This is a genomic window from Flavobacterium xueshanense (assembly GCF_900112975.1).
In the GTDB taxonomy this organism is placed as follows: Bacteria; Bacteroidota; Bacteroidia; order Flavobacteriales; family Flavobacteriaceae; genus Flavobacterium; species Flavobacterium xueshanense.
In genome coordinates, this window is sequence record NZ_FONQ01000014.1 from 38,688 (window position 1) to 64,478 (window position 25,791).

24 protein-coding genes and 1 tRNA gene are annotated in these 25,791 nt (G+C 35.3%); 8 read left to right on the top strand and 17 right to left on the bottom strand.

Features of this window, described 5'->3' with window-relative positions; all coding sequences use genetic code 11:
- Positions 1-22: 22 nt before the first annotated feature.
- The 5 genes from accB to pdxA form a co-directional block, all read right to left on the bottom strand.
- On the bottom strand, positions 23-502 hold the full coding sequence (accB, locus tag BMZ76_RS12460; RefSeq protein ID WP_091207099.1) for an acetyl-CoA carboxylase biotin carboxyl carrier protein: 480 nt from the start codon (positions 500-502) through the stop codon (positions 23-25).
- Positions 503-525: 23 nt separating this feature from the next.
- A complete protein-coding gene (locus BMZ76_RS12465) occupies positions 526-1,524 on the bottom strand; it encodes a beta-ketoacyl-ACP synthase III (RefSeq protein WP_091207102.1) in 999 nt (332 codons plus the stop codon).
- 172 nt (positions 1,525-1,696) lie between these two features.
- Positions 1,697-1,891, bottom strand: coding sequence for a 50S ribosomal protein L32 (gene rpmF, locus BMZ76_RS12470; RefSeq protein ID WP_007137315.1), 195 nt, complete (start codon positions 1,889-1,891; stop codon positions 1,697-1,699).
- A gap of 9 nt (positions 1,892-1,900) precedes the next feature.
- Entirely contained in the window at positions 1,901-2,443 is a 543-nt protein-coding gene (locus BMZ76_RS12475) for a YceD family protein (RefSeq protein ID WP_091207105.1), read from the bottom strand.
- An 85-nt stretch (positions 2,444-2,528) separates the two neighbouring features.
- Positions 2,529-3,578 carry a 4-hydroxythreonine-4-phosphate dehydrogenase PdxA gene (gene pdxA, locus BMZ76_RS12480; protein ID WP_091207111.1) on the bottom strand — a complete coding sequence of 350 codons (1,050 nt, stop codon included), beginning with the start codon at positions 3,576-3,578 and terminating at the stop codon, positions 2,529-2,531.
- A 58-nt stretch (positions 3,579-3,636) separates the two neighbouring features.
- Here pdxA and BMZ76_RS12485 point away from each other — a divergent pair, with 58 nt between their 5' ends.
- On the top strand, positions 3,637-4,224 hold the full coding sequence (locus tag BMZ76_RS12485) for a riboflavin synthase (protein ID WP_091207114.1): 588 nt from the start codon (positions 3,637-3,639) through the stop codon (positions 4,222-4,224).
- A gap of 32 nt (positions 4,225-4,256) precedes the next feature.
- Here BMZ76_RS12485 and BMZ76_RS12490 read toward each other — a convergent pair whose 3' ends face one another.
- The 3 genes from BMZ76_RS12490 to mce all read right to left on the bottom strand — a co-directional run bounded on the left by BMZ76_RS12490 (position 4,257) and on the right by mce (position 5,287).
- On the bottom strand, positions 4,257-4,484 hold the full coding sequence (locus tag BMZ76_RS12490; protein WP_143071092.1) for a hypothetical protein: 228 nt from the start codon (positions 4,482-4,484) through the stop codon (positions 4,257-4,259).
- Between the two features lie 185 nt (positions 4,485-4,669).
- A tRNA-Ile gene (locus BMZ76_RS12495) sits at positions 4,670-4,743 on the bottom strand.
- A gap of 142 nt (positions 4,744-4,885) precedes the next feature.
- The gene (gene mce, locus BMZ76_RS12500) at positions 4,886-5,287 is read right to left on the bottom strand and encodes a methylmalonyl-CoA epimerase (RefSeq protein WP_091207233.1); all 402 of its coding nucleotides are present in this window, start codon (positions 5,285-5,287) and stop codon (positions 4,886-4,888) included.
- Positions 5,288-5,496: 209 nt separating this feature from the next.
- Here mce and BMZ76_RS12505 point away from each other — a divergent pair, with 209 nt between their 5' ends.
- On the top strand, positions 5,497-7,149 hold the full coding sequence (locus BMZ76_RS12505; RefSeq protein ID WP_091207121.1) for an Ig-like domain-containing domain: 1,653 nt from the start codon (positions 5,497-5,499) through the stop codon (positions 7,147-7,149).
- A gap of 3 nt (positions 7,150-7,152) precedes the next feature.
- Here BMZ76_RS12505 and BMZ76_RS12510 read toward each other — a convergent pair whose 3' ends face one another.
- The gene (locus BMZ76_RS12510) at positions 7,153-7,923 is read right to left on the bottom strand and encodes an amidohydrolase (protein ID WP_091207126.1); all 771 of its coding nucleotides are present in this window, start codon (positions 7,921-7,923) and stop codon (positions 7,153-7,155) included.
- A 70-nt stretch (positions 7,924-7,993) separates the two neighbouring features.
- Between BMZ76_RS12510 and BMZ76_RS12515 the strand changes: the two genes are divergently transcribed.
- Complete coding sequence (locus tag BMZ76_RS12515; RefSeq protein ID WP_091207131.1) at positions 7,994-8,557, top strand: hypothetical protein; 564 nt, start codon at positions 7,994-7,996, stop codon at positions 8,555-8,557.
- 111 nt (positions 8,558-8,668) lie between these two features.
- Here the strand turns inward: BMZ76_RS12515 and BMZ76_RS12520 are convergent, their stop codons facing one another.
- From BMZ76_RS12520 to BMZ76_RS12535, 4 genes are all read right to left on the bottom strand, one after another.
- A complete protein-coding gene (locus BMZ76_RS12520) occupies positions 8,669-9,415 on the bottom strand; it encodes a succinate dehydrogenase/fumarate reductase iron-sulfur subunit (protein WP_091207134.1) in 747 nt (248 codons plus the stop codon).
- 53 nt (positions 9,416-9,468) lie between these two features.
- Positions 9,469-11,469 (bottom strand): fumarate reductase/succinate dehydrogenase flavoprotein subunit, encoded by a 2,001-nt coding sequence (locus BMZ76_RS12525; protein WP_091207137.1) that lies wholly within the window; start codon positions 11,467-11,469, stop codon positions 9,469-9,471.
- Positions 11,470-11,482: 13 nt separating this feature from the next.
- Entirely contained in the window at positions 11,483-12,148 is a 666-nt protein-coding gene (locus BMZ76_RS12530) for a succinate dehydrogenase cytochrome b subunit (protein ID WP_091207141.1), read from the bottom strand.
- A 464-nt stretch (positions 12,149-12,612) separates the two neighbouring features.
- Positions 12,613-14,094: a helix-turn-helix domain-containing protein gene (locus BMZ76_RS12535; RefSeq protein WP_091207146.1), complete on the bottom strand. Its 1,482-nt coding sequence runs from the start codon at positions 14,092-14,094 to the stop codon at positions 12,613-12,615.
- 161 nt (positions 14,095-14,255) lie between these two features.
- On the opposite strand from BMZ76_RS12535, the gene aceB reads away from it, so the two are divergent.
- Positions 14,256-15,857, top strand: coding sequence for a malate synthase A (gene aceB / locus BMZ76_RS12540; protein ID WP_091207150.1), 1,602 nt, complete (start codon positions 14,256-14,258; stop codon positions 15,855-15,857).
- A gap of 66 nt (positions 15,858-15,923) precedes the next feature.
- The gene (aceA, locus tag BMZ76_RS12545; protein WP_091207153.1) at positions 15,924-17,204 is read left to right on the top strand and encodes an isocitrate lyase; all 1,281 of its coding nucleotides are present in this window, start codon (positions 15,924-15,926) and stop codon (positions 17,202-17,204) included.
- A gap of 73 nt (positions 17,205-17,277) precedes the next feature.
- On the opposite strand, the gene BMZ76_RS12550 is transcribed toward aceA, so the two are convergent.
- Positions 17,278-20,118 (bottom strand): WD40/YVTN/BNR-like repeat-containing protein, encoded by a 2,841-nt coding sequence (locus tag BMZ76_RS12550; protein WP_091207156.1) that lies wholly within the window; start codon positions 20,116-20,118, stop codon positions 17,278-17,280.
- A 215-nt stretch (positions 20,119-20,333) separates the two neighbouring features.
- Between BMZ76_RS12550 and BMZ76_RS12555 the strand changes: the two genes are divergently transcribed.
- Together BMZ76_RS12555 and BMZ76_RS12560 are read left to right on the top strand one after the other, a co-directional pair.
- Positions 20,334-21,626, top strand: a complete 1,293-nt coding sequence (locus tag BMZ76_RS12555; RefSeq protein WP_091207159.1) for an aminopeptidase P family protein — start codon at positions 20,334-20,336, stop codon at positions 21,624-21,626.
- Between the two features lie 321 nt (positions 21,627-21,947).
- Complete coding sequence (locus BMZ76_RS12560; RefSeq protein ID WP_091207162.1) at positions 21,948-22,748, top strand: TIGR00266 family protein; 801 nt, start codon at positions 21,948-21,950, stop codon at positions 22,746-22,748.
- 35 nt (positions 22,749-22,783) lie between these two features.
- On the opposite strand, the gene BMZ76_RS12565 is transcribed toward BMZ76_RS12560, so the two are convergent.
- Positions 22,784-23,953: an AbiH family protein gene (locus tag BMZ76_RS12565; RefSeq protein ID WP_091207165.1), complete on the bottom strand. Its 1,170-nt coding sequence runs from the start codon at positions 23,951-23,953 to the stop codon at positions 22,784-22,786.
- Positions 23,954-24,081: 128 nt separating this feature from the next.
- Between BMZ76_RS12565 and BMZ76_RS12570 the strand changes: the two genes are divergently transcribed.
- A complete protein-coding gene (locus BMZ76_RS12570) occupies positions 24,082-24,864 on the top strand; it encodes an alpha/beta fold hydrolase (protein ID WP_091207169.1) in 783 nt (260 codons plus the stop codon).
- Here BMZ76_RS12570 and BMZ76_RS12575 read toward each other — a convergent pair.
- Positions 24,861-25,532, bottom strand: coding sequence for an ATP-binding cassette domain-containing protein (locus tag BMZ76_RS12575; RefSeq protein ID WP_091207171.1), 672 nt, complete (start codon positions 25,530-25,532; stop codon positions 24,861-24,863). The genes BMZ76_RS12570 and BMZ76_RS12575 overlap by 4 nt on opposite strands.
- Positions 25,529-25,768, bottom strand: coding sequence for a hypothetical protein (locus tag BMZ76_RS12580; RefSeq protein WP_091207173.1), 240 nt, complete (start codon positions 25,766-25,768; stop codon positions 25,529-25,531). The genes BMZ76_RS12575 and BMZ76_RS12580 overlap by 4 nt, the downstream gene beginning before the upstream one ends.
- Between the last annotated feature and the right edge of the window lie 23 nt (positions 25,769-25,791).

Consider the following 25,791-nt stretch of genomic DNA (forward strand, 5'->3'; position numbering starts at 1 on the left):
GACTACTGGAATCTCAAAAATATTATGACGGATCTACTAAGAATAAAGGTTGGTCAAACTCAACTGGTGACATATCGTCAACCAATATTTTTACAATTTTACCAGAAACTTCAGATTCAATTTCATTAAATAATTTCATTGCTTCGATTACACAAAGAACGTCACCTTGAGAAATTGTTTTACCTACTTCAACAAACATTGGTTTATCCGGAGATGGTTTTCTATAAAAAGTTCCAATGATTGGTGATTTTATAGTAATGTAATGAGAATTTTCTACTACTGGAGCTTCGGGTGCAGCTGCTACCGGTGCAATTTGCTGTGGAGCTACCGCTTGCTGAAGTGTTGCTTGAGCAGGCATTTGTTGAACATACGTGGTTTCTGTTACATTCCCTTCTAAAGTTGTTCTGATAGTGATTTTCACATCATCCATTTCTAACTTAACTTCTGCAACTCCTGAATTTGCTACAAACTTGATTAGATTTTGAATTTCTTTTAAATCCATAATTATTTGTTTTTAGTTTAAATTTATTTTTTATCGTATGCCCATTTTAGATAAATAGATCCCCATGTGAATCCACCTCCAAAAGCGGCCAAAATTATTGTGTCTCCTTTTTTGAATAAATGTTCGAAATCGCTAAGTACTAATGGTAAAGTTGCAGAAGTGGTATTTCCGTATTTTTCGATGTTCATTAAAACCTTAGAATCTTCTAAATTCATTCTGTTGGCAGTCGCATCAATAATACGTTTGTTGGCCTGATGAGGAACTAACCAATCTACGTCTTCATTTGTCAAATTATTTCTTTTCAAAATTAATTCGCTTGAATCCGCCATATTTGTTACCGCATATTTAAACACTGTTTTACCGTCTTGGATAATATTGTGTTTGTTATATTTTACTGTTTCAAAAGAAGTTGGATGAAGCGATCCACCGGCGTCGATTTTCAAAAAGTCTCTACCAATTCCATCACTGCGTAAGTACTCGTCTTGCAATCCTAAACCTTCATAATTGGGCTCAAATAAAACTGCACCCGCACCATCACCAAAAATTATACAGGTTGACCTATCAGTATAATCAACGATAGAAGACATTTTATCGGCTCCAATCAACAGTACTTTTTTATATCTTCCTGATTCAATGTATGCTGCGGCTGTAGACATACCATATAAGAAACTGGAACATGCAGCCTGTAAATCATAAGCAAAAGCATTTGTTGCTCCAATTTGAGTGGCAACGTATACTCCTGTTGAAGCTACCGGCATATCCGGTGTTGCGGTTGCCATTATCAATAAATCTATTTCCAAGGGATCTATATTAGCTTTAGCTAATAAATCTTGCGCAGCTTTTATAGCCAAAAAAGAAGTTCCCTTATCTTCATCTTTAAGAATTCTTCTTTCTTTTATTCCTGTACGAGAGGTGATCCACTCGTCATTGGTATCAACCATAGCTTCGAGCGCTTTGTTCGTTAGTACAAAGTCCGGAACATAGGCTCCAACAGCGGTAATTGCGGCTGTGATTGTATTCATCGTATGCGTTTATTTCTAGTCAAATGTTCCCATTTGAAAATTTTTTAAAAGACTTGAAAATTACAAAAAAAATTCCAATCTCATTGATTTGGAACTTCTTATTTAACTAAAATTATAGACAACAAAAAAACTCTCACGATGTGAGAGTTCGAATATCATTTACAAAAATGTATTAAGCAACAGCTACAGACTTATCTATAACAACTTGCCCTCTGTAATACATTTTACCTTCATGCCAATACGCTCTGTGGTATAAATGTGCTTCTCCTGTGATAGGACAAGTAGCGATTTGTGCTACGGTAGCTTTGTAATGTGTTCTTCTTTTATCTCTTCTTGTTTTGGAGATTTTTCTCTTAGGATGCGCCATTTTACTATATTATTTATCCGTTAATAGTTGCTTTAATTTGTCCCATCGCGGGTCAATATTTTCTTCTTCTTTATTTTCTACTTTTTCTTCCTTTACTGTAAGTTCATTGAGCTTAGTCAAAGCTTCTGTTTTTAAGCTTCCGTCTTTTATACCTGGATGAACCCGTCTTAGAGGGACTGATAACACAATCATTTCATAGATATATTGTGCAATATCTATCTCAAACTCCCCATGAGGTAAAATCAATAATTCCTCATTATCATTATTATATTCTTCATCAAAACGAACGATTAATTTCATCTTGCCTTTTATTGGCAAATCAAAATCTTCACTGGTAAGATCACAAGGTACATTTACAAAACCTTTGTGTTTAAAGCTCAACTCTAACAGCGTACTTTTTTTCTCTAAAACTACATTTACTTTGATATTTGAATCTTGATATTCGTTATAATCAAAGATTTCAAAGAACGCATTACTGATTTGATACTCAAAATGATGTTTCCCTAGCTTTAATCCTATAAAAGGAATTAAATATTCTTTTGTGTTCTTCATTTCAACAACAATTTGCCCCTAAACTTCGGGAGTGCAAAGATATAAAATTATTGCAAATCTAATAATGTTATTCACTTTTTTTTGTTCACAACTGCTTTTCTTTTGTTTTCAATGGTTTTGCACTGATTTCGGCATATTGATTTCTTGAATGGTAAACATCTATTGCCAGATATACCGCCTCTTTGAACGAGTTGAAATCCGCTATCCCCTTGCCCGCTATATCGTAAGCGGTACCATGGTCTGGCGACGTTCTAATTTTATTTAAACCCGCAGTGTAGTTTACTCCTTTACCAAAAGATAATGTTTTAAAAGGAATCAATCCCTGATCGTGATAGATAGCTATAACCGCATCATAATTATCGTATTGGTTACTACCAAAAAAGCCATCTGCCGGAAAAGGCCCAAAAACCAAAGTTCCTTTATCAAATATTTTTTTTAGTGCCGGTTTCAGTATCAAGTCATCCTCCTTACCAATAACTCCACCATCACCACAATGCGGATTCAACCCTAGCACCGCAATTTTAGGCTTATTAATACTGAAATCCTGAATTAACGACTGTTTGACTGTTTCAATTTTTTTCTTAATCAATTCCTCCGTAAGATGAGAAGCCACTTCACTTAAAGGAATATGATCCGTCATTAACCCTACTCTCAAATTATCCTGAACCATCAACATAAGTGCATTTCCCTCCAATTCTCGGTCTAAATAATCCGTATGTCCAGGAAACTTGAATTCCTCAGACTGGATATTGTATTTGTTTATCGGCGCTGTAACCAACACATCAACTAGTCCTTCTTTCAAAGCTTTCGTTGCAGCAACAAAAGATTTTATTGCATATTCTCCCGCTTTTGGATCACTCACACCCGGACTCAAATCGACCCCTTCCCGCCAAACATTCAAAACATTAATTTTTCCAGGAACAATTTGATCCAGTTTATCAATGCCGTGCAACAAGGAAGTTGATTGAAAACTTTTTTTCACAAAAGACAACAACTTAACATTTGCAAAGATAACAGGAGTACACAACTCTAACATTCTAGAATCCTCGAATGTTTTTAAAACAACCTCGCTTCCAATACCGTTTAAATCTCCAATAGAAATTCCTACGATTATATTTTCTGCTTTTTTCATCATGACATACCGTTATTTATTGCTAATTTTGAAGTGCAAATTTAGTAAAATAAAATAAGAAATGTTTACAGGAATCATAGAAACCCTTGGCACAATCCAAGAAATAAAAAAAGAGAACACTAACGTGCATATCACAATGAATTCATCGATTACCAGCGAACTTCAAATAGACCAAAGTGTCGCCCATAATGGAATATGCCTTACTGTTGTTGTTATAAAAGACAGCTCCTACACCGTAACTGCAATTGACGAGACCATAAAAAAAACAAACTTATCGGATTGGAAAGTTGGCGACAGTGTTAATCTGGAAAGGGCAATGAAATTAGGCGACAGACTTGATGGCCACATCGTTCAGGGTCATGTAGATCAAACAGGAATTTGCATCACTGCCAAAGCAACTGACGGAAGCTGGCTGTACAGGTTTGAATACGATGAAAGCCTGAACAACATTACTATCGAAAAAGGATCAATTACAGTCAATGGAGTAAGCTTGACGGTTGTAAACTCAAAAAAAAATCAGTTTAGTGTAGCAATTATCCCTTACACGCATGAACATACTAATTTCAAAAATTTTGAAGTTGGCACAAAAATTAACCTTGAATTTGATGTGATTGGAAAATACGTTTCCCGATTGTATGCCAACAAATAACAGCTCTATTCTTTAAAACAAAAAACTCCAATCTAGATTGGAGTTTTTTGTTTTAATTTAAAGCGATAAATGATGTAAATTCCAAGTACTAAAGCAACCAACATCAGTGTTAAAATATTTTCATCAATAGGTAATCCAGGAGGTGGAGGTGGCCTTCTTCTTCCTGTCGGAGAAGGCGGAGCATGATTGGCTGCAAAAGCATTAAAAATGCCTAATACAAAGATCATTAAGGAAAAAAAAACGATTTTAAATAACTTCATGAATTTAGCATAAATCATCCTTAAAGAGTAATTTTCAATAAGATATAATTTTCTGTAAAATAAACACATAGTTTTAACAAAAACAACAGCACTCGTTAAAAAAGCCTGTTTTTTGATAAAAAAAGTACTTCAGACTAATATAAACAAAAAAAATCCTTCAAAAATTTGAAAGATTTTTTTTAATGTGGTCCCACCTGGGCTCGAACCAGGGACCACCTGATTATGAGTCAGGTGCTCTAACCAGCTGAGCTATAGGACCGGTTTCGAGTGTGCAATATTACCACTAATTTTCATTTGCTCCAAATATTTTTGACATAGATTTTAGGATAGTTCAATTATTAACTTTTTTTCCACAGAAACCAACTGAATATTAGAATACTAACTTAAAGTCCATAATAAAATTATTTTAATTCCTGACACAATTCAATCAAGACACCATTCGTGCTTTTAGGGTGCAAAAATGCAACTAACTTATTATCAGCTCCTTTTTTTGGAGTTTCATTCAAAACTATAAATCCTTCTTTTTTCAAACGTGCTATTTCTGAAACAATATCTTCAACATCAAAAGCAATATGATGAACTCCTTCCCCTTTTTTTTCTAAAAACTTAGCAATAGGACTTTCTGGATTAGTTGCCGCCAAAAGCTCAATTTTATTTGGTCCATTCATAAAAAAAGAAGTAGTCACACCCTCCGTTTCTACATCTTCAAATTTGTAAGCCGGAGCGCCAAAGAGTTTTTCAAAAACTACATTAGAAACTTCTAAATCCTTAACTGCAATCCCAATATGTTCTATTTTTCTCATCATTTATACTATCAATTCAACGTTGTTTTCAAATTCGTGCAGTACACTAACTGCAATAAAATTTGTTTGACGTAAAATTAAACATTAAAAAGAAAAAACAACTGCCCTGATAAAAGTAAGTTGAATTAAATCCCTCATAATAATTCGATAAAAAATACCAATCGCACGAATTATAATTGTTATTTTGTAAATTCTAATTTAGAATTGATATGTTAAAAAACAATTTAAAATACACCTTATTCGTATTGCTTTTTATTGCCGTAGGTTGCGCCAAAAGAGGTTCTATTACTGGCGGATTAAAAGATACCATAGCCCCTGTTTTAAAAATAAGTTTCCCGAAGAACTTCAGCACTAACTTCGAAGGAAATGAAATCAAGTTGGTATTTGATGAAAATGTTAAACTGAAAAATTTGAACAAACAGTTGATTATTTCACCACCTATGAAAAATGAGCCGCTGATTTTACCAACAACGGCAAGCAAAACGATTTCAATCACGATAAAAGATACACTACAACCAAATACAACGTATAGCTTTAATTTTGGACAAAGTATTGCTGACAACAATGAAGGAAATCCTTTGAATCAATTCCAATATGTATTTTCAACTGGTGACTATATTGACTCTTTAAGCCTTGGCGGATCAGTAAAAAGCGCTTATGACAAAGAGGTCGAACCGTTCGTTTCCGTAATGCTTTACGAAGTGAATGATAGCTTTAAAGACTCCATTATTTATACCCAAAATCCAAGATACGTTACCAACACCTTGGACAGTTTGAAAACATTTCGTTTAGACAATTTAAAACCTGGAAAATACCTTCTTGTAGCCATGAAAGACTACAACAGCAACAATAAATACAATCCAAAAACAGACAAAATTGGGTTTAACAAAGGCTTTATTACTATTCCAAATGATACGCTTTACGAATTAGAGTTGTTTACAGAAACCCTTCCTTTTAAAACTTTCAAACCAAGTCAAGCATCCGGAAACCGATTGCTTATGGGATTTGAAGGCAAAATAAATTCTGCCGCAGCAAGACCCAAAATAATTTTAAAAAACAACAAAGATATTCTGTCTACTGTCATTACTAAATTTCCAAAAAAAGATTCCCTTCAAATCTGGCATAAACCTATTAAAGCTGATTCACTAAATTTGGCTGTAGCCAAAGACCAGTACGAAACCAATTTCACCTTTAAAATAAAAGACCAAAAAAAGGACACGTTGAGTATTTCAGCCATACAAACAAACAATTTGAAATTTCGAGAACGGTTTACTTTAGAGAGCAAAACTCCGTTAATCAGTTTCCAAAATTCAAAAATAAGTCTGACCAATAATGCAAAAACAGAAGTGCCTTTTACTACTGAATACGATGAATTTAATCAAAAATTGTATTTTGATTTCAAAAAAGAACCTTCCGAAAAATACACTTTTACAATTTTACCAGGTGCATTGATTGACTTCTTCGAAAAATCGAATGATACGTTAAACTATAAATTAAGTACTAAAAGCTATTCCGAAATGGCAAATCTAAGGGTTTTATTACAAAATGTACAACAATTTCCCATCATCGTGGAACTCACTAATTCCAAAGGCGATATTTTAGCCTCTGAATATTCGGAAAATGGCACTACAGTCGATTTCAATTTGCTGGAACCTTCTGTATTTTCGCTTCGGGTAATTTATGACACCAATAAAAACAAGGAATGGGATGCTGGTAATTATTTAGAAAAACGTCAGGCTGAGGAAGTAATCTATTCTTCTAAAGAAATATCTCTTCATGCTAATTTTGATTGGGAAGAGATATTTGATTTGAGTCTTCCGTACATTCCAGAACCTAAAAAGAAAACCGACAAGAAGAAATAAAAACTATCTATTTTCTATTTCAAAAGAATCTCTGTCGTTCAAAAAACCCAATTTTTGTCGGGTTTCCAGCATTTTTTGCTTATCTAATTCAACTGGAAACATACCTTCCGTTTCTAGTGGAATTTGAATATAGTTTCCAAGAAAATCGATTACTTGTGAATGGCCAATGTATTCATAGCCATTTGCGTCAGTACCGATTCTATTGACCCCAATCGCATAACTCATGTTTTCTATCGCTCGTGCTTTCAATAAAGCATCCCAAGCATTAGTTCTTATTTTTGGCCAACTCGCCACATAAATCAACACGTCATAGTCCTCTGAATTTCTGGAAAAAGCAGGGAATCGTAAATCATAACAAATCAACGGACAAATTTTCCATCCTAAGTAGTCCACAACTATTTTTTGGTTTCCACTGGTATAAACTTTGTCTTCGCCAGCCAGTGTGAACAAATGCCTTTTATCATAAAACTGGATTTCTCCGGAAGGAAACACAAATACTAATCTATTGTAAAAATTCCCGTTTTCCTCTATTACTAAACTTCCAGTAATAGCGCAGTTTCTGGCTTTCGCCAAAACTGTAAGCCAACTTATTGTTTCGCCTTGCATAGTTTCAGCGACATGTTCAGGATTCATCGTAAAACCGCTGCTAAACATTTCCGGCAATACAATTAAATCAACCGCTGAAGTGATTTCATTGATTTTTGCTTCGAAATAATTTCGGTTGACTTTTGGGTTTTCCCAAATTAAAGGAGCTTGAATCAGGATGACTTTCATTTTTTTATTTTTTGTAAAAATAAGAAATATCACAACACCATAAGTTCATTATATTAGCAAAAAAAACTTTATGAAAAAGATATTAGTCGTAATAGCAATGTTATTCAATATTTTGATTTTTGGCCAGGAAAAATCAGGAGCGAAACAATTTTGGGAAAACCTGCAGAAACAATGCGGCAAATCATTTATCGGAGAAGTCAAAGAAGGCGCTGCCAATGAAACTTTTCGAGATAAAAAATTGGTAATGCATGTTCGCAATTGTGACAAAAAGACGATTCGAATTCCGTTTTTTGTAGGAAATGATAAATCAAGAACTTGGGTATTGACGTACAAAAACGACCGTATTCAATTGAAACATGACCATCGTCACGAAGATGGCTCTGAAGATAAGGTGACACAATACGGTGGGACAACCACAAATTCTGGATCATCGATGCTTCAGTTTTTTCCGGCAGATCAAGAAACCCGTAATTTGATTCCAAATGCTGCTGCAAATGTCTGGTGGATTACTTTAGACGAAACTTCTTTTACCTATAATCTAAGACGCATCGGTTCAGACCGATTGTTTTCCGTGAAATTTGACATTACAAAAGGAGTACCAACACCTTCCGCACCTTGTGGATGGAAAGACTAAACTAGTTCTGAAATCTAACTTTTAACCATAAAAAAACGCATTCAAATTTGACATTGAATGCGTTTTAAATTACTATTTAATCTTTCGACCAGATTTGGACTTTAAGACATATTATCCTTTCAAACTTGCAGATAAATATTCTCTATTCATTCGAGCAATATTTTCAAGAGAAATTCCTTTTGGACATTCTACTTCGCAAGCTCCGGTATTTGTACAGTTACCAAAACCTTCGGCATCCATTTGGCTCACCATGTTCAACACACGGTCAGTAGCTTCCACTTTTCCTTGCGGTAATAAGGCAAATTGAGACACTTTAGCAGAAACAAATAACATAGCCGAAGAGTTTTTGCAACTCGCTACACAAGCGCCACAACCAATACATGTTGCAGCATCAAATGCTCTATCTGCATCGTGTTTAGGAATAGGAATTGTATTGGCATCAATAGTATTTCCAGATGTGTTCACAGAAATAAAACCACCAGATTGCTGGATTCTATCAAATGCGCCTCTATCAACCACTAAATCTTTAATTACGGGGAATGCTTTTGCTCTAAAAGGTTCTATAAAAATAGTGTCCCCATCTTTAAATTTACGCATGTGCAATTGACACGTTGTAACCAAACGGTCAGGTCCATGCGCTTCACCATTAATGAACAAAGAACACATTCCGCAAATTCCTTCGCGACAATCATGGTCAAAAGCAACAGTATCTTCTCCTTTTACGATTAATTCATCGTTCAAAATGTCAAGCATTTCAAGAAAAGACATATCTGGTTCAATTCCATCAATTGGATATTCAACTATTTTTCCTTCTGAGGCGGCATTTTTCTGACGCCATATTTTTAATGTAAGTTTCATTTTTTTTGTAAGTATTAAGTATTAAGACTTAAGTATCGAGACTTTTCTAAATACTATTTATAACTTCTTTGAACTAGTTTAACATTTTCGAACATTAACTCTTCTTTATGTAATACTGCATCGCTAGGATTACCTTTGTATTCCCATGCTGCAACGTATGCAAAGTTTTCGTCGTCACGTTGTGCTTCTCCTTCCGGTGTTTGATACTCTTCACGGAAGTGACCTCCACAAGATTCATTTCTATGTAGGGCATCTTTGGCAAACAACTCACCTAATTCAAGGAAATCAGCAATACGAAGTGCTTTAGCCAACTCTGGGTTAAAACTGTTCGCTGTTCCAGGAATTTTTACCTCTTTATAGAATTCTTCTCTAATTGCTGCAATTTCATTTTGTGCTTCTGTTAAACCTTTAGCATTACGAGCCATTCCAACTTTATCCCACATGATTTTTCCTAATTTCTTATGGAAATAATCCGCTGGTTTAGAACCTCCGTTACTCATTAAAGCCTCAATCTGTTGCTTAACATTTTTCTCTGCTTGTTCAAATTCTGGAGAATCAGTAGAGATGGTACCCATTTTAATATCTGGGGCTAAATAATCCCCAATGGTGTAAGGAAGAACAAAATATCCATCTGCCAAACCTTGCATTAATGCAGAAGCTCCCAATCTGTTCGCTCCGTGGTCTGAAAAGTTAGATTCTCCAATAGAGAAACAACCAGGAATTGTAGTTTGTAAGTTATAATCAACCCAAGTTCCTCCCATCGTGTAATGCACGGCTGGATAAATCATCATAGGAGTTGAATATGGATTTTCGTCTACAATTTTCTCGTACATCTGGAACAAGTTACCATATTTATTGGCTACAACTTCTGTTCCTAATTTAATAACCAAAGCTTTATCATTTTCGTCTAAATGCTTTAATCTCGCTTGATCTACTCCGTATCTTTCAATTGCAGCAGCAAAATCAAGATAAACAGCTTCTCCTGTTTTGTTAACACCAAAACCGGCATCACATCTTTCTTTAGCCGCACGAGAAGCAATATCTCTAGGCACTAAATTTCCAAAAGCAGGATATCTTCTTTCTAAATAATAATCTCTATCGGCTTCTGCAATTTGGGTTGGTTTTAATTTTCCATCTCTAATCGCCTTGGCATCTTCTAATTTTGCAGGAACCCAAATACGGCCATCATTACGCAAGGATTCTGACATTAACGTCAATTTTGCCTGATGCTCTCCAGATACCGGAATACAAGTTGGGTGAATTTGTGTGTAACAAGGATTTGCAAAAAACGCTCCTCTTTTGTGAATTTTCCAAGCTGCGGTTACATTACTTCCCATCGCATTCGTCGAAAGGAAAAAGACGTTTCCGTAGCCTCCGGAAGCAATAACTACAGCATGAGCAGAATGTCTTTCGATTTCTCCCGTAACCAAATTACGCGCTATTATTCCTCTTGCTTTACCGTTTACGATTACTAAATCCAGCATCTCGTGACGGTTGTGCATTTTTATTTTTCCACGACCTATTTGGCGGTTCATTGCTGAATACGCCCCTAATAATAATTGTTGTCCTGTTTGTCCTTTGGCATAAAAAGTTCTAGAAACTAATGTACCTCCAAAAGAACGGTTGTCAAGTAATCCGCCATATTCACGGGCAAAAGGTACACCTTGAGCCACACACTGGTCAATAATATTGGTAGAAACCTCAGCAAGACGGTGAACGTTTGCTTCACGAGCGCGGTAATCGCCACCTTTTACAGTATCATAAAACAAACGGAACGTTGAATCTCCGTCTCCTTGATAATTTTTTGCAGCGTTGATTCCCCCTTGTGCCGCAATCGAGTGCGCACGACGCGGTGAATCTTGAAAACAAAATGCTTTTACGTTATATCCTAACTCTGCCAACGTTGCAGCAGCCGAACCTCCAGCTAAACCTGTACCAACTACAATAATATCTAAATTACGTTTGTTAGCAGGATTTACTAAATTAATGTGATCTTTATAATTTGTCCATTTGTCCGAAATTGAACCGCCTGGAATTTTTGAATCTAATGCCATTTATAATTGAATATTAATGATTGAAATAATGAAATAATGCAATAAAAATAAATCCAAAAGGAACTACAATTGCAAAAGCATATCCTAATGTATGCAACGATTTTGAATATTTATTATTAAAACCTACAGATTGGAACGAAGAATTGAAACCGTGCCACAAGTGTAACGATAACAAAAGAAACGAAACGCAATAAATTGCCGTACGAATCCCACTTTCAAATTTATGCGTCAACTCAGCGAAATATCTGGTTTCGTCGAGAGGGTTAACCTCTACATATTTATACACCATTTCTGGAACCCAGAAATCGTAAAAATGTAGTCCCAAGAAAGCTAAGACAACTAAACCACTAACAATCATATTTCTTGAAGCCCAAGAAGAGTTAGCCGCCCCGTTATTCTTTGCATAAGAAATTGGTCTTGCACTGTTATTTTTAATTTCCAAAACCATACCCATTACAAAGTGGAAAACTACACCAAAAATAAGAATTGGTTGAAACACAAATTGAACCAATGGATTATTTCCCATAAAATGAGAAATAGAGTTAAAAGTATCAGGACTAAAAACCGAGGTACTGTTTATAAAAAAATGTTGTGCTAAAAATAAAATTAAGAAAAGTCCAGAAAGCGCCATAGCGACTTTTTTTGCTATCGATGACTTTAATAATGCAGATTTTGCCATAGGAATTTGAATAAATTAATTTAAAAATCATACAAAAATAAAGCAATTAGTAATGAACTACAACCTTTTCGCTTTAATTTATAATGATTTTAAAGTGTTAAGCCCTAAAACTTAATAATTTGCTAAAAATCAGTACTTAAGACGCTATAAACCTGTGATTTAGTTAAACAAAAGTGAATAATTATGAAATTAATCCAATCTGCAGAATAACGATAATTCACAGAAATTCCAGCTAAATTTACAATATCAATAATTTTGGTGGTAATTAAACTTCAAATTCCTAAAAGTTTAATAAACACTCTTTTTACAGTCTGAAATAAATTGTCATCAAACTCCTAACTTTTACTTTTTTAAGAAAAAATTTTAGAATAAAAATAGGAATTTACACCATTTTTTTTATCCGTTAAATGAAGAAAATTTACAGTTGAACTTTCGCTGCTTTTCTATTAAAAGATAATATTTATTTAACTGAATTTTGTCATGTATTGCTGTACGATTAAATCCGTGTTTTCATGGCGCATTTTTTGCTCTAACTGAATTGGCGGTGAAGCTCTTTCCAAACAATTCTTAACCGCACAGGTTTCACAGGTAACCCCGACAATCTGTTTCTTAAGAGAATCATTTTCGATAAACTTAAATTTTTTCTTCATTCCCGGCGTAATCAATATACCTACCGAAATACTGCGGATACAATCTACCTTAAACGGATCCGGTGTTGCGGATGAAAAAACAAGGTATTCATTTTTACTGTTTTCATAACTGGAGATTTGCGCGTCAAAAAAGTGGTTTTTATTTTGCTTCAAAGACTCCTCAATTGTGCGTATCGAAACCCATCTTCGGCAGTAATGCTCATTCATTTCATTCGCATGCGGTTCCTGCTGATTCGTGATGTGTAATTCTTTTTTTATTTGATAAGTATCCGTTCCTATTTGATGAGACAGTCTTAGAAAAAAGAGGTTTTTCAGCTGAAAATCTTTTGGTAAAATGTTAGTCAATCTTTGATAAAACGATTCTGGAGAGACATTAAACCCACTCATCAAAGCAATCATCTCCTCAGGCTTTGGATTTGTCTTTGACAAAAATAAGTTTAGTTCGTCTATCAGTTTTTGTCTTGGAATAAGCAATGCTCCCGCAAAATATGAAGCGTAAAAATTATTCAAAACCTGATCAAAATTATCAAATTTAATCCAACTGAACGTATACAACCTATCGGTAATCTCAAGATAATTATAGGCTATTTCTTTAGCCAGAATAAACGCTTTTTGAGGTTCGTCAATATCTAATGAAAGTAACAAAGTCTTACTTTTTGGCACAAAAATAGATCTCAAATCCCCCAATTGTTCTTGTTCAGAAAAAACGAGCTCTTTTATCGTGTAAGCATATTCTTCAATTAATATCGCCGTGAGTTCTTCAATCGAAATTTTGGTGTCGATATTTACATAAAACGCTTTGGAAAACTGCAAAACCTTTTGCTCTAAATCTTCAAAATAATTCGTGTGCGCTTCCTGATACGAACGCAACGAAGCCAAAAAGAAACTCTCTCTGGTCAAATTATAATGTTGGGCAATCTCAATAATTGTACTTATAAACGCATTGACTTTTGCAGGAGCGTTAGCAATAATATCAATAAGGTCATTTTCCTGAATCCCAAAAATCTCCAAAGGAATCTCTTTTAAAATGCCAGATTTCAGGATTTCTCCAATGGGCGCCAAATTATTATCCAGTTTTAATGAAACCATATTGTCATAAGAAACATCCAGTTTTTCAGACAGCAGAATGATTTTATCCGTTTTGGGATACTTTTTGCCTTTTTCAATTTCGTTCAAATACGATTTTGAAAGGTCCGTTATTTTTGCCAATCCAAATAAAGACAAATTCTTATTTGTACGTGCCTGCTTAAGTTTTAATCCAAAAATCAACTTGATATAATCCTTTTCTATGTTCATATCTCAAAGATAAGCTAAAAAATATTTAAGCCAAAAAAAATATTTTTACTTTTTAGCGTACGTTCGCTTGTTTAGTAAAAAACTTTTTGTATCATTGCACTGTTAAACAATCACATATTATTAACAAACATTCATTATTGTTAAATTAAATACGTTTTAAAATGAATTTAAAAGAAGTATATTCGAAAAATTTGTTAAATTTTTCAGAAGAAACCACCGAGCATTACCCGGAAATCTTAACTGACGAAGCAATGACTTTTTTGTCTCTACTTCATGAAAATTTTAATGAAAAAAGACTAACGCTTTTAGAGGAACGAAAAAAGCAACAAGTTTTATTTGATCAAGGTGCATTACCCACTTTTCCTGCTGAAACAAAAACCATCAGAGAGAGCAACTGGGAAGCTGCTAAAACTCCTGAAGATTTATTAGACCGAAGAGTCGAAATAACGGGACCAGTAGACCGAAAAATGGTAATCAATGCATTGAATTCGGGGGCAAAAACCTTCATGGCTGATTTTGAAGACAGCACTTCACCAACTTGGAGTAATTTAATGACGGGTCAACAAAACCTGAAAGACGCCATAAATAAAACTATTTCTCTTGAAGACAGTATAAAACATAAAAAATACAGTCTGAACGACAAAACTGCCGTACTGCTTGTTCGTCCAAGAGGATTGCATTTAACGGAGAAAAATATTTTGATTAAAGGAGAACAAACTTCTGGTTCCCTAATTGACTTTGGATTGTATGCTTTCCATAATCACAAGCAACTTATTGAAGATGGAACGGCACCGTATTTTTATATTCCAAAATTAGAACATTATCTGGAAGCGAGATGGTGGAATGAAGTTTTCGAATTCACGCAAGAATATTTGGGAGTAAAAAACGGAACATTCAAAGCAACAGTTTTAATCGAAACGATAACTGCCAGTTTTCAATTAGACGAAATCATTTTTGAACTGAAAGATCATATCGTAGGTCTTAATTGCGGGCGCTGGGATTATATTTTTTCTTACATCAAAAAACTAAGAAAAAACCCAGCTTTCATCGTTCCAAACCGAGATCAAGTGACCATGACTGCACCATTTATGAGTGCGTATTCACAATTAGTTATTCAAAGATGCCACAAACGAAACATTCATGCAATAGGTGGAATGGCCGCACAAATTCCGATAAAAAATAATGAAGAAGCCAACAAAACAGCTTTCGACAAAGTAATTGCCGACAAAGAACGTGAGGCAAAAAATGGACATGACGGAACATGGGTGGCACATCCGGATTTGGTTTCACTGGCCATGACCGTATTCGATAAATACATGCCGACCAAAAATCAGATTCATGTTAAAAGAGAAGACGTACACATTACCGAAAGTGATTTGCTGGAAACTCCAAAAGGAACAATTACAGAGGAAGGCGTTCGAAAAAATATCAGTATTTCAATTTTATATATCGCTTCATGGCTCAACGGACAAGGTGCAGCGGCCTTACACAATTTAATGGAAGATGCTGCTACTGCTGAGATTTCGAGATCACAATTATGGCAATGGCTTCAAAACGAAGTGATTTTGGACAATCAAAAAGTATTGAATGAAAAATACTATCATCGATTGGCTATGGAAGAATTCGAAAAAATCAGAAAGCTCGTGGGAGATGAAAATCATGTAAAACAGAAATATAGACTAGCCGAACAATTATTAGACATTCTGGTAGTCAACGACAATTTTATCGAATTTTTGACTATTCCAGGATATAAATACATTTAAAATTGCAATTGCTATAAAATCAACATTAATAAAAAAATTAAAAACACTATTAAACTTTAATACACGATGAAAACTACAGAAACAAGAATTCAAGAATTAGTTACCGACTGGATTACTAACCCAAGATGGAATGGTATTGAGCGCCCATACTCTGCTGAAGAAGTGGTGAAATTGCAAGGTTCTTATCAAATAGAACACAGTGTAGCCAGAATTGGAGCCAATAATTTATGGAACAAACTAAACGCTCAGGATTTTGTAGCAGGACTTGGCGCACTTACCGGAAACCAAGCAATTCAAGAAGTGGAAGCAGGATTAGATGCTATATATTTGAGCGGATGGCAGGTTGCTGCTGATGCAAATGTAGCTGGAGAAATGTATCCTGACCAATCTTTATATCCTGCTAACAGCGTTCCGTTAGTAGTGAAACGCATTAATAATGCCCTGTTGAGAGCAGACCAAATACAAGTAGTAAACGGAACTGCGGATAAAAAAGAATATCTAGTTCCTATTGTAGCAGATGCAGAGGCTGGTTTCGGCGGAAACCTAAATGCTTTCGAATTAATGAAAGCGATGATCGAAGCGGGAGCTGCCGGGGTTCACTTTGAAGACCAATTAAGTTCTGCTAAAAAATGCGGACACTTAGGTGGAAAAGTATTGGTTCCTACTCAAGAGGCTATCAATAAATTAATTGCAGCACGTTTAGCAGCTGACGTAATGGGAACACCAACAATTGTTGTTGCCCGTACAGATGCAGATGCAGCTAACTTATTGACTAGCGATATTGACCCAAGAGATGCCAAATTCATCACGGGTGAAAAAACTGGAGAAGGTTTTTTCTATGTAAATTGTGGCGTGGAGCAAGGAATTGACAGAGGATTGAGTTATGCGCCTTATGCTGATTTAATTTGGATGGAGACCAGCAATCCGGATCTTGATTACGCAAGAAAATTTGCTGAAGGAATTCACGCGAAATTTCCAGGAAAAATGTTGGCTTACAACTGTTCGCCTTCTTTCAACTGGGCTGCTAAGTTATCCGTGGCTGAAATGGAAACGTTCAGAGAAGATCTTGCGGCAATGGGATACAAATTCCAATTCATCACTTTAGCTGGATTCCATGCACTAAATACCAGCATGTTCGAATTGTCTAAAGCATACAAAGAAAGAGGAATGGCCGGCTATTCTGAATTGCAGGAAAGAGAATTTGCTTTGCAAAAACACGGTTTCAAAGCGGTAAAACACCAAGGTTTCGTAGGGACTTCTTATTTTGATGCGGTACAAAATACTGTGACAGTTGGGAAATCATCTACAACTGCAATGAAAGACTCTACTGAAGCTGCTCAGTTTTAAACAAAGTAACAACCATAAAAAAACACGATTTCAGATGAAATCGTGTTTTTTGTTTTTAAAATAAAATGACTGTTTATTTTGATTCTATAATTTCAAGGTCTGTAACAACTTTCTCTTTTCCTTTTTGAATACTTATTTTGTTCACCGAAACCGGAAGGTAATATTTGCCGTTTTTAGCTTGTTCCAATTTTAGTTTTTTGTCTTTATTTTTCCAATTATCAGCAGTTGCTTTCGTTATGGAAAGATCATAAACATGTTTGTTCAATCCTTTTACGGCTTTTACTTTCTGAGAATAGACCACTTCTTTCAAGCTGTTTTTAATTTGCAACAGCACCTCTGCATCGCCATTCGAATAAAACCATATCTCCGCTTTTGGCTCTGAAGCCTTAGCCCAAGAACTCCAGCTGTTTCCCCATTCTTTTGATTTTTTTATCTTTTTAAGTTCAAAAACATGAAGATTTTCCGCTACAACTTTATCATTCAGTTGTCGCACTTGATCCAAATTAACTTTATACACCGAACGACCGTGAGTTCCCACCACTAAATCTTTTGCTATCTTTTGAATTACTAGATCGTGAACCGCCACGCTTGGAATTCCGTTAGAAAAATCATCCCAAGATGTTCCTTTGTTTAAGGAAACATACAAGCCGTTATCCGTTCCCACATATAAAACATTCTCGTTTACGTTATCCTCCACAATTACATTCACTGGACTTGCAGGCAAATTATTGGCTATATTTTTCCAGGTTTGACCAAAATCATCTGACTTATAAACATAACTGGTGAAATCATCATTTCGATATCCGTTCAAAGTCGCATACACTCTCTCTTTCTTATGTGCCGAAGCCACGACTCTCGAAACCCAGCGGTTTTGCGGTAAATTTCCTGAAATTTTGTTCCAAGTCGCCCCGCCATCTTTCGAAATATGAATCAATCCATCGTCACTTCCTGTATAAAGTAACCCAAACTGCAAGGTACTTTCACTGATAGCAGCGATTGTCCCAAAAGCAACATTCCCTTCTTTTGCTCCTTGCGTTAAATCAGGCGAAATAGCCGTCCAAGTTTCCCCTTGATTCATCGAACGATGTAAGAAATTAGATCCCATGTATAAAATATCCTGATTGTGTGAAGACAATAAAATAGGCGTCTGCCAATTGAATCGAAAGGGCTTTTCGTCCTTTTTTGGCTTTGGCGAAATATACTCTCGCTTGTTATTCGCACGATCAATTCTGTAATAATTCCCAAATTGAAACCCTGTAAAAACAATATTTGGATTTCTTTTGTCTATTTGAGTCTGCATTCCGTCACCACCCATCAAATTTTCGTATGGATAATTTCCGGTTTGGTACCATTCTGAGGAATATTTATAATCACTTGGGCCAACCCAAACCCCATTATCCTGCATGCCGCCATAAATATTATACGGTTCTTGCTCATCGACATTCACTGCATAAAACTGACTTACTGAGTGCGAATTACTTTTTACCCAATGCGCTCCATCATCATACGAAATGTTCAAACCGCCATCATTTCCATTGATTAAATGCCCTGATTTATTTGGGTTAACCCAAACTACGTGATGATCCGAGTGAACATTTTCCTCGCTTATGGATGTAAATGTTTTTCCGCCATCATTTGATTTTATAATGGGCACACCCGATAAATAAATTTTATTGACATCGTTTGGATCAACTGAAATAACACTAAAATAATATCCGTACGAATAAAAGAAATCATCGATAAAATCCTGATGAGTCTTCGTCCAGTTTTTCCCTCCATTACTTGATTTGTACACTTCGGCTCCAATTACTTCTGTCTCGGCTAAATTATTTATCGCATCCAGAACCACTTTTGCGGCTTCGTTAGGTTGCAAATACCCGTTTTGAACCCAATGTTTGATATTTTCGGCCCTGTATTTTTCGGTTAAACCGTAATTCTTTAAAATAGAATTCAAACTTTTATTAGGTAATTTCAGGAATTCGTCCCCAGGCATGGAAAACGCAACCGGTAACGAATTACTTTTTTTAGATTGTAAAGGTCTTTTGAATTGGTTGTCCAAAATGGCATACACGTTTTCATCATCATATACCGCTAAACCAATACGACCAACGCCTTCTCCAACCGGAAATCCGCTTTCAGCATTCGTTGTGAAAAGTTTCCATGTCAATCCCGCATCTTCACTTTTATAAATTCCCGAAGTAGCGCCACTTCCTATAAAATCCCAAGCCTTTCTGTCTTTACTCCAAGAAGCCGCATATTGAACCTTAAAGTTTTTTGGCGAAACAGCCACATCTATAATTCCGGTTTCATCATCGATATAAAGGGTTTTACTCCACGTTTTTCCGCCATTTGTCGTTTTATAAATCCCTCTTTCTTCATTTTTTGAATACAAATGACCCACTGCACCCACAACAACTTCATCTGGATTTGATGGATTTATCAGGATTCTACTGATGTGATGGCTGTCATGCAATCCCATATTTTGCCAAGTCTTTCCTTTATCTTCGGATTTCAAAACTCCAATTCCGGCATAAGAAGATCGGGACGAATTAACTTCGCCAGTTCCTACCCAAATCGTTCCTCGTTTCCAGTCTATCGCGATATCACCCACATTTTGCGTAGGCGCCGCATCCATAACTGGTGAAAAACTCATTCCGTTATTATTCGTGTACCAAAGTCCGCCCGAAGCATAGCCCACATAAAACTCGGTTGGATTTTCGGGATTTACATCCACATCCACCACTCTGCCGCTCATTACCGTTGGACCCACATTTTCGAAAGCAACATTTTGAAAAAGCGATTGTTTCTCCATTGTTTTTTTGGCTTCCAATGATTGCTGAATCGCTTCGGCAGAAACTTGTCCCCAAGAGACACTTTGTACAATAAGAGCCGAAAAGAGTACTATTTTTTTCATGTAAATTAATTTGAGTTGGAAAATTAATCATAAAAATAGTTATCTGAAAATTTTATAGTGTAATTAACATCCGTTTCTCTCAAAGTTAGTATTTTTGATTATTCAATATATAAAAAGAATTGTAATGAAATAAGCGTAGCCAGGAATGGTATCAAAACCAATACTGGCGCTCTGCGAATTACACATGACCCATAAAAAACAATAAAAATCAACAAATGAAATACCATCAAATTGACCGAGATTTATTTATAAAAAATAGAGAAAAATTCATGGCTCAGATGAAGCCAAACAGCGTCGCTGTTTTCAATTCTAATGATATTTATCCCGTTTCTGCAGATAGTACGTTGCCTTTTGCACAACACCGCGACATCTTTTATCTGAGCGGAGTAGATCAGGAAGAAAGCATTTTATTGCTTTTCCCGGATGCGCCTTACGAGCACCAAAGAGAAATGGTATTCTTGAAAGAAACCAGTGAGCACATTGCGATTTGGGAAGGCGAGAAACTGACTAAAGAACGTGCTTTTGAAGTAACAGGAATAAGAACTGTGTATTGGTTGCAGGAATTTGAAAAAGTCTTATTTGAGATGATGACTCACGCTGACACGATTTACATCAATACCAACGAGCATTACCGCGCTACAGTAGAAACTGAAACTCGCGAAGCCCGTTTTGTAAAATGGTGGAAAGAGAAATATCCGGCGCATGCTGTTGCAAAAAGTAACCCGATATTACAACGCCTTCGTTCTGTAAAAGAAATCGAAGAACTGGATTTAATCCAAAAAGCCTGTAATATTACGGAACTCGGTTTTAGAAGAATATTGCCTTTCGTGAAACCAAATGTAACCGAATACGAAATTGAAGCCGAGCTAATTCACGAATTCATTCGCAACCGTTCCAGAGGTTTCGCTTACACGCCAATTATTGCTTCCGGTAACAATGCTAATGTATTGCATTATATAGAGAACAATCAACAATGCAAAGCCGGTGATTTGATTTTACTGGATGTTGCTGCTGAATATGCGAATTATTCCAGTGACATGACGCGTACCATTCCGGTTTCAGGAACGTATACCAAAAGACAAAAAGAAGTGTACAACGCCGTTTTACGTGTAAAAAACGAAGCGACTAAAATGCTGACAACAGGCACACTTTGGAAACAATATCATATCGAAGTTGGGAAATTAATGACTTCAGAATTGCTAGGTTTAGGCCTTATTGACACAGCCGATGTACAAAACGAAAAGCCGGAATGGCCCGCTTACAAAAAATATTTCATGCACGGAACATCACACCACATGGGATTGGACACGCACGATTACGGAATCCTGACCGAACCCATGCAAGCCAATATGGTTTTCACCGTAGAGCCTGGAATTTACATTCCTGCCGAAGGTTTCGGAATCCGTCTGGAGGACAATATCATCGTTCAGGAAAGCGGCGAACCATTTAACATGATGCGTAATATCCCAATTGAAGTAGACGAAATCGAAGAATTAATGAACAGTTAATTCCTCAAAAACTTACAAGGAAATCGGTTTACAGCAATGTGAACCGATTTTTTTTGGGCGCAACCCAGCCTCCGTAAACTCCGGCTGCGTCGGGCTATTCGCTGCAAATGAAATTCACTGAACTTCTATGAAAATAAACACAACGTGAAGTAAGTCCTCGTCTCGTCCAAAAAGACGAGACTGTGGGCTTTCCGCTATTATCCCTTGCGCACTTCAACGAGAAAATTTATAACTCCAAAACATCAATTCCAAAATCCATCTTAAAGCTGTAACTTTATAATCTTGCTGCCGAATTATTTAAAAACTTAAAACACACAAATCATGCAAGCACACGAAATAGAGTATCACATATACGGCGAGGAAATGCAATATGTAGAAATAGAATTGGACCCACAGGAAATTGTAATTGCCGAAGCCGGAAGTTTTATGATGATGGACAATAATATCCAAATGGAAACTATTTTTGGAGACGGTTCCGGACAAGAAAACGGATTGTTCGGCAAACTTTTAAGTGCCGGAAAAAGAGTTCTGACCGGCGAAAGTCTTTTTATGACCGCGTTCATCAATCAAAACAATACTAAAAGCAAAGTTTCCTTTGCCTCACCATATCCCGGAAAAATTATCCCAATTGACTTAACGCAATTTGGCGGAAAATTCATTTGCCAAAAAGATGCCTTTCTCTGTGCCGCTAAAGGCGTTTCAGTGGGAATCGAATTCTCTAAAAAACTGGGGCGCGGATTGTTTGGAGGCGAAGGTTTTATCATGCAAAAAATAGAAGGCGATGGTCTGGCATTCGTACATACCGGCGGAACATTGGCCAAAAAAGAATTAGCAGCAGGCGAAATCCTAAAAGTCGACACGGGTTGCATCGTAGGTTTTACCAAAGATGTCGATTACGATATTGAGTTTATTGGCGGGATCAAGAATTCAATTTTTGGTGGCGAAGGTTTATTTTATGCCACGCTTCGTGGCCCGGGAACAGTTTATGTACAATCCTTGCCTTTCAGCCGACTCGCGGACAGGATCATCGCATCTGCACCAAGAGCTGGCGGAAACAGTCGCGATGAAGGCAGTTTATTAGGCGGATTAGGAATCATGCTCGATGGCGACAGACGATTTTAAATTTCATAAACGGCTTTCAGAAATGGAAGCCGTTTTTATTTTAAAGGAAGTTGAATTTGTGGTAAAGGTTGACAAAGTGTTTTGTTTACAATCTTTTCTCTCATTAATTTCTTTTTATTAAAATGTCTTGATATATTTTGAATAATTTCAGTGTAGTTATCAGTTCCATTCTCTTTTTGATGGTAAAAAACCTTTATTGATATACAATTTGGATGTTCAAAAATTGTATTAAGCATAGTTCTATCTGATAATCCGCAAGAATGACCCATTATATAAACTTGAAATTTCTTATCACTTTCAACAAAATCTAAAAGACGTTTGTAATTTGAACTTTGTAGATATTGAAAAGACTTAAAATTTCTTAAATACTCATTATCATCTATGTTTTCAATCATTTTATAATCGTCGTCCATTTCGTCTCCAAAACCAAAATTAACTCTATTTATAGAATCGTTTAGTTTACCATGGATGTAATTTATTTGTTTAGCATATGCAAATCCATAAAAATATTCTTGTACTAATTTTGTGTAATTAAAATTTAAAAAAAAAGTCGTGAGATCATAATTTTTTTGTGCTTTTTGCAGAAATTCTTTAACATATAATTGATCACTATTTTGAAATTCATTTAGAAATTCTTTCTCGTCAAATCTGTTTATTAATTCTGGTAAGAGAATATCTTGAATGGGATTATCTCTAAACAACGTAAAATCATATTGTTCTTCAATTTTTTCTTTTAAATATTTTTCTAAAAGATTTTTAACTTGTTCAAATTCTTTGTTTAGAATAATTGTTTGTGCCTTTTTTTCTCTATTTGATAAAGAAGCTAATTTCACAATTATTTTTAACTTATTGTAATATTCATTTTCAATATCTACCCAATTTTCAATTGAATTATCACAAATTATTTTAAAAAATGAATTTTTAAAATTGACTTCAAAATAACCATAACCTTTTTCTTTATTTCTTTCAACAAGAGTCATCAATTCTTTGTATGATCTTATATTATTAAAAGCTTCAAAATCCAAATCACTATACATACTTCCTAATTCACATGATAATTTAACAAAATTATCATTATCATATTCTAACTTTCTTTCTTTAGTTTTACAAACGCCTCTCCAATAATCATCAATAAAATCCTTATAAGAAGTTGGTAATCCATGCGCCAAATCAAATCCGTTTCCAATAATAACAAGTCTGTTCATATTTATAAAATGCTTTTCTCAAATATACTATTTTTAATACAAGCGCATTCATGAATTGCTTACATGAGCTTATATTTCTTAAATGGTTAAAAAAATAAAATACTACTTTTGTAGTCTAAATTTTCATTTTGAAACAAATTCTCTTTAAAAACACCAACATCTCCTATTCCGATACCGGGAAAGGAACCGCTATTGTCTTTCTTCATGGTTTTCTGGAAAACAAAGGCATGTGGGATTTTTATATTCCGGAGTTTGCTAAAAAAAACCGTGTCATCACCATTGATTTGCTGGGACATGGCGAAACGGAATGTTTGAGTTACGTCCAAACGATGGAAGATAATGCGGATGCGGTTCATGCTGTTTTATCGGATTTGCGTATCCGAAAGGCCGTTTTTGTCGGACATTCTATGGGCGGTTATGTCGCATTGGCTTTCGCCGAATTGTATCCCGACATGATAAAAGGATTGGTTTTATTAAACTCGACCGCAAGAGCCGACAGCGAGGAACGAAAAATAAATAGGGACCGCGCTATCAAAGCAGTAAAACAATCTTTTATGAACTTTGTTTCACTTTCTATCGCTAATTTATTTAGTGAATCCAACAGAGAACGACTTTCATCAGAAATAGAAAGCGTAAAAAAAGAAGCTTTAAAAACACCGTTACAAGGAATCGTTGCATCTCTTGAAGGAATGAAAATAAGACAAGATCGGGAAGTTTTGTTGCATCTTACACCCTATCCAAAATTATTGATTCTGGGCGAAAAAGATCCAGTTTTAAATTACGAAGAAACCAAAGAACAAATTGAAAACACCGCAGTGAAACTGGTCACTTTTCCGGACGGACACATGAGTCATATTGAAAATCAAGACCAATTATTAACCGTATTGTTGGCTTTTTTCAAAAGCATTTAAATCATTCCTGATTTCAAATACCCTTTTTCAACCAATTCGCTTTTGTCTTTTAAATGGTGCATTTTCCCTTCTTTCATCAACGCTAGTTTTGTGGAGACTTTAATCACATTTTCATAATTATGATCCGTGATAATAATTCCTTTTACACTGGACATTGCAGTGATTAATTCATTTATCTTTTCAATCATGATTGGCGACAAACCATTATAAGGCTCGTCTAATAAAACAAATTTTGACGCGTTATTCAGGATTAATTTAATTTCTAAATACCGTAATTCGCCCCCCGACAAATGCTTTATTTTTTTGTTCAGCATCAATTGAATCATTTCGTCGGCATAAAAATCTTGTAATTTATCTTTGGAAATAGACAATTGAATCGTCTTTTTTATCGAAAATGAACTTGGAATAAAATTATCCTGAGGTAAATAACTTATTTCGTTAATCAAATCGCTTGTTTTTGATTTCACTACGCCATCCACCCGAACAAATTTAAAATCGGCTGCAACAATTCCGAAAATGATTTTTAACAAAGTAGATTTACCGGAGCCATTTCGCCCTAAAACACCAATAATATCAGCAGTTTCACATTTTAAATACACATCAGAAACTATGATTTTCCCATCATATTGTTTTTGAACACTGTCTACTTCTAAAATATTTTTAGTCATATGAGTTTCAGCACTAGATTAATGAATAAAATCAGCACCATCGAAAAAACACAATTCATCAGAAAACCATACACAAACAATTGCATTTTTGAGATTCCGTTGTTGTAATAAAACAGGTATTCATTTTTAGCATTCACTTCTTTTATCAAAATACTGATACAAAAACCAAAAATAATAAGCACGTACTTGAAGGTTTCAAATCCTCCAAAAATCCATGCCAAAACACTTATTGACATGTTTATCGTCAAAGTACTTTTGT

Excerpts from the sequence above, each read along its gene's own strand:
- BMZ76_RS12520 (WP_091207134.1), bottom strand. The coding sequence starts at position 9,415 with ATGAAACTTACATTAAAAATATGGCGTCAGAAAAATGCCGCCTCAGAA.
- mce (WP_091207233.1), bottom strand. The coding sequence starts at position 5,287 with ATGAGAAAAATAGAACATATTGGGATTGCAGTTAAGGATTTAGAAGTT.
- pdxA (WP_091207111.1), bottom strand. The coding sequence starts at position 3,578 with ATGATGAAAAAAGCAGAAAATATAATCGTAGGAATTTCTATTGGAGAT.
- BMZ76_RS12575 (WP_091207171.1), bottom strand. The coding sequence starts at position 25,532 with ATGACTAAAAATATTTTAGAAGTAGACAGTGTTCAAAAACAATATGAT.
- BMZ76_RS12565 (WP_091207165.1), bottom strand. The coding sequence starts at position 23,953 with ATGAACAGACTTGTTATTATTGGAAACGGATTTGATTTGGCGCATGGA.
- BMZ76_RS12505 (WP_091207121.1), top strand. The coding sequence starts at position 5,497 with ATGTTAAAAAACAATTTAAAATACACCTTATTCGTATTGCTTTTTATT.
- BMZ76_RS12530 (WP_091207141.1), bottom strand. The coding sequence starts at position 12,148 with ATGGCAAAATCTGCATTATTAAAGTCATCGATAGCAAAAAAAGTCGCT.
- BMZ76_RS12485 (WP_091207114.1), top strand. The coding sequence starts at position 3,637 with ATGTTTACAGGAATCATAGAAACCCTTGGCACAATCCAAGAAATAAAA.
- BMZ76_RS12535 (WP_091207146.1), bottom strand. The coding sequence starts at position 14,094 with ATGAACATAGAAAAGGATTATATCAAGTTGATTTTTGGATTAAAACTT.
- BMZ76_RS12465 (WP_091207102.1), bottom strand. The coding sequence starts at position 1,524 with ATGAATACAATCACAGCCGCAATTACCGCTGTTGGAGCCTATGTTCCG.
- aceB (WP_091207150.1), top strand. The coding sequence starts at position 14,256 with ATGAATTTAAAAGAAGTATATTCGAAAAATTTGTTAAATTTTTCAGAA.
- BMZ76_RS12475 (WP_091207105.1), bottom strand. The coding sequence starts at position 2,443 with ATGAAGAACACAAAAGAATATTTAATTCCTTTTATAGGATTAAAGCTA.
- BMZ76_RS12515 (WP_091207131.1), top strand. The coding sequence starts at position 7,994 with ATGAAAAAGATATTAGTCGTAATAGCAATGTTATTCAATATTTTGATT.
- accB (WP_091207099.1), bottom strand. The coding sequence starts at position 502 with ATGGATTTAAAAGAAATTCAAAATCTAATCAAGTTTGTAGCAAATTCA.
- rpmF (WP_007137315.1), bottom strand. The coding sequence starts at position 1,891 with ATGGCGCATCCTAAGAGAAAAATCTCCAAAACAAGAAGAGATAAAAGA.
- aceA (WP_091207153.1), top strand. The coding sequence starts at position 15,924 with ATGAAAACTACAGAAACAAGAATTCAAGAATTAGTTACCGACTGGATT.
- BMZ76_RS12555 (WP_091207159.1), top strand. The coding sequence starts at position 20,334 with ATGAAATACCATCAAATTGACCGAGATTTATTTATAAAAAATAGAGAA.
- BMZ76_RS12550 (WP_091207156.1), bottom strand. The coding sequence starts at position 20,118 with ATGAAAAAAATAGTACTCTTTTCGGCTCTTATTGTACAAAGTGTCTCT.
- BMZ76_RS12490 (WP_143071092.1), bottom strand. The coding sequence starts at position 4,484 with ATGAAGTTATTTAAAATCGTTTTTTTTTCCTTAATGATCTTTGTATTA.
- BMZ76_RS12525 (WP_091207137.1), bottom strand. The coding sequence starts at position 11,469 with ATGGCATTAGATTCAAAAATTCCAGGCGGTTCAATTTCGGACAAATGG.
- BMZ76_RS12560 (WP_091207162.1), top strand. The coding sequence starts at position 21,948 with ATGCAAGCACACGAAATAGAGTATCACATATACGGCGAGGAAATGCAA.
- BMZ76_RS12580 (WP_091207173.1), bottom strand. The coding sequence starts at position 25,768 with ATGTCAATAAGTGTTTTGGCATGGATTTTTGGAGGATTTGAAACCTTC.
- BMZ76_RS12510 (WP_091207126.1), bottom strand. The coding sequence starts at position 7,923 with ATGAAAGTCATCCTGATTCAAGCTCCTTTAATTTGGGAAAACCCAAAA.